Below are 739 nucleotides of genomic sequence, written 5' to 3'. Positions count from 1 at the left end.
TGCTCGACCGGTTGGTGAGTCGGGCCATCTTCACCCAGACCGATGGAGTCGTGAGTGTAGACCTGGATGTTCTGAATCTTCATCAGCGCCGCCATACGCATCGCGTTACGTGCGTATTCCATGAACATCAGGAAAGTCGCGCCGTAAGGCACGAAACCACCGTGCAGGGCAATACCGTTGATGATGGCGGTCATACCGAATTCACGTACACCATAGTGGATGTAGTTTCCGGCGAAATCTTCGTGAGTCAGCGACTTAGAGCCAGACCACATGGTCAGGTTAGACGGAGCCAGGTCGGCTGAGCCGCCCATGAATTCAGGCAGGATCTTACCGAACGCTTCCAGCGCGTTTTGGGACGCTTTACGTGACGCGATGTTGGCCGGATTGGCTTGCAGATCAGCAATCACTGCGCTGGTCACTTGTTCCCAGTCAGCCGGCAGATCACCGGCCATGCGGCGCTGGTATTCCGCCGCTTCGGCCGGGTAAGCCTCAGCGTAGGCTGCAAATTTTTCATTCCAGGCGGCTTCTTTGGCTGCACCGGCTTCTTTGGCATCCCACTCGGCGTAGATATCGGCCGGGATTTCAAACGCGCCGTATTCCCAACCGAGGAATTCACGCGCAGCTTTGATTTCGTCTGCGCCCAGCGGAGCGCCGTGACAGTCGTGTGAGCCCGCTTTGTTTGGTGAACCAAAACCGATGATGGTCTTGGTACAGATCAGGGTCGGACGACCGGTTTCCG

1 pseudogene is annotated in these 739 nt (G+C 56.8%); it reads right to left on the bottom strand.

The window, feature by feature from the left end:
• Positions 1-739, bottom strand: a pseudogene (locus tag E6C74_RS20935) (transketolase); the annotation flags it as partial.

The sequence above is a fragment of the Vibrio sp. H11 genome, from assembly GCF_004804295.1.
GTDB classification, from domain to species: Bacteria; Pseudomonadota; Gammaproteobacteria; order Enterobacterales; family Vibrionaceae; genus Vibrio; species Vibrio ostreae.
The sequence above is the reverse complement of the archived record's forward strand: the minus strand, read 5'-3'. Positions and strand labels throughout refer to the sequence as shown.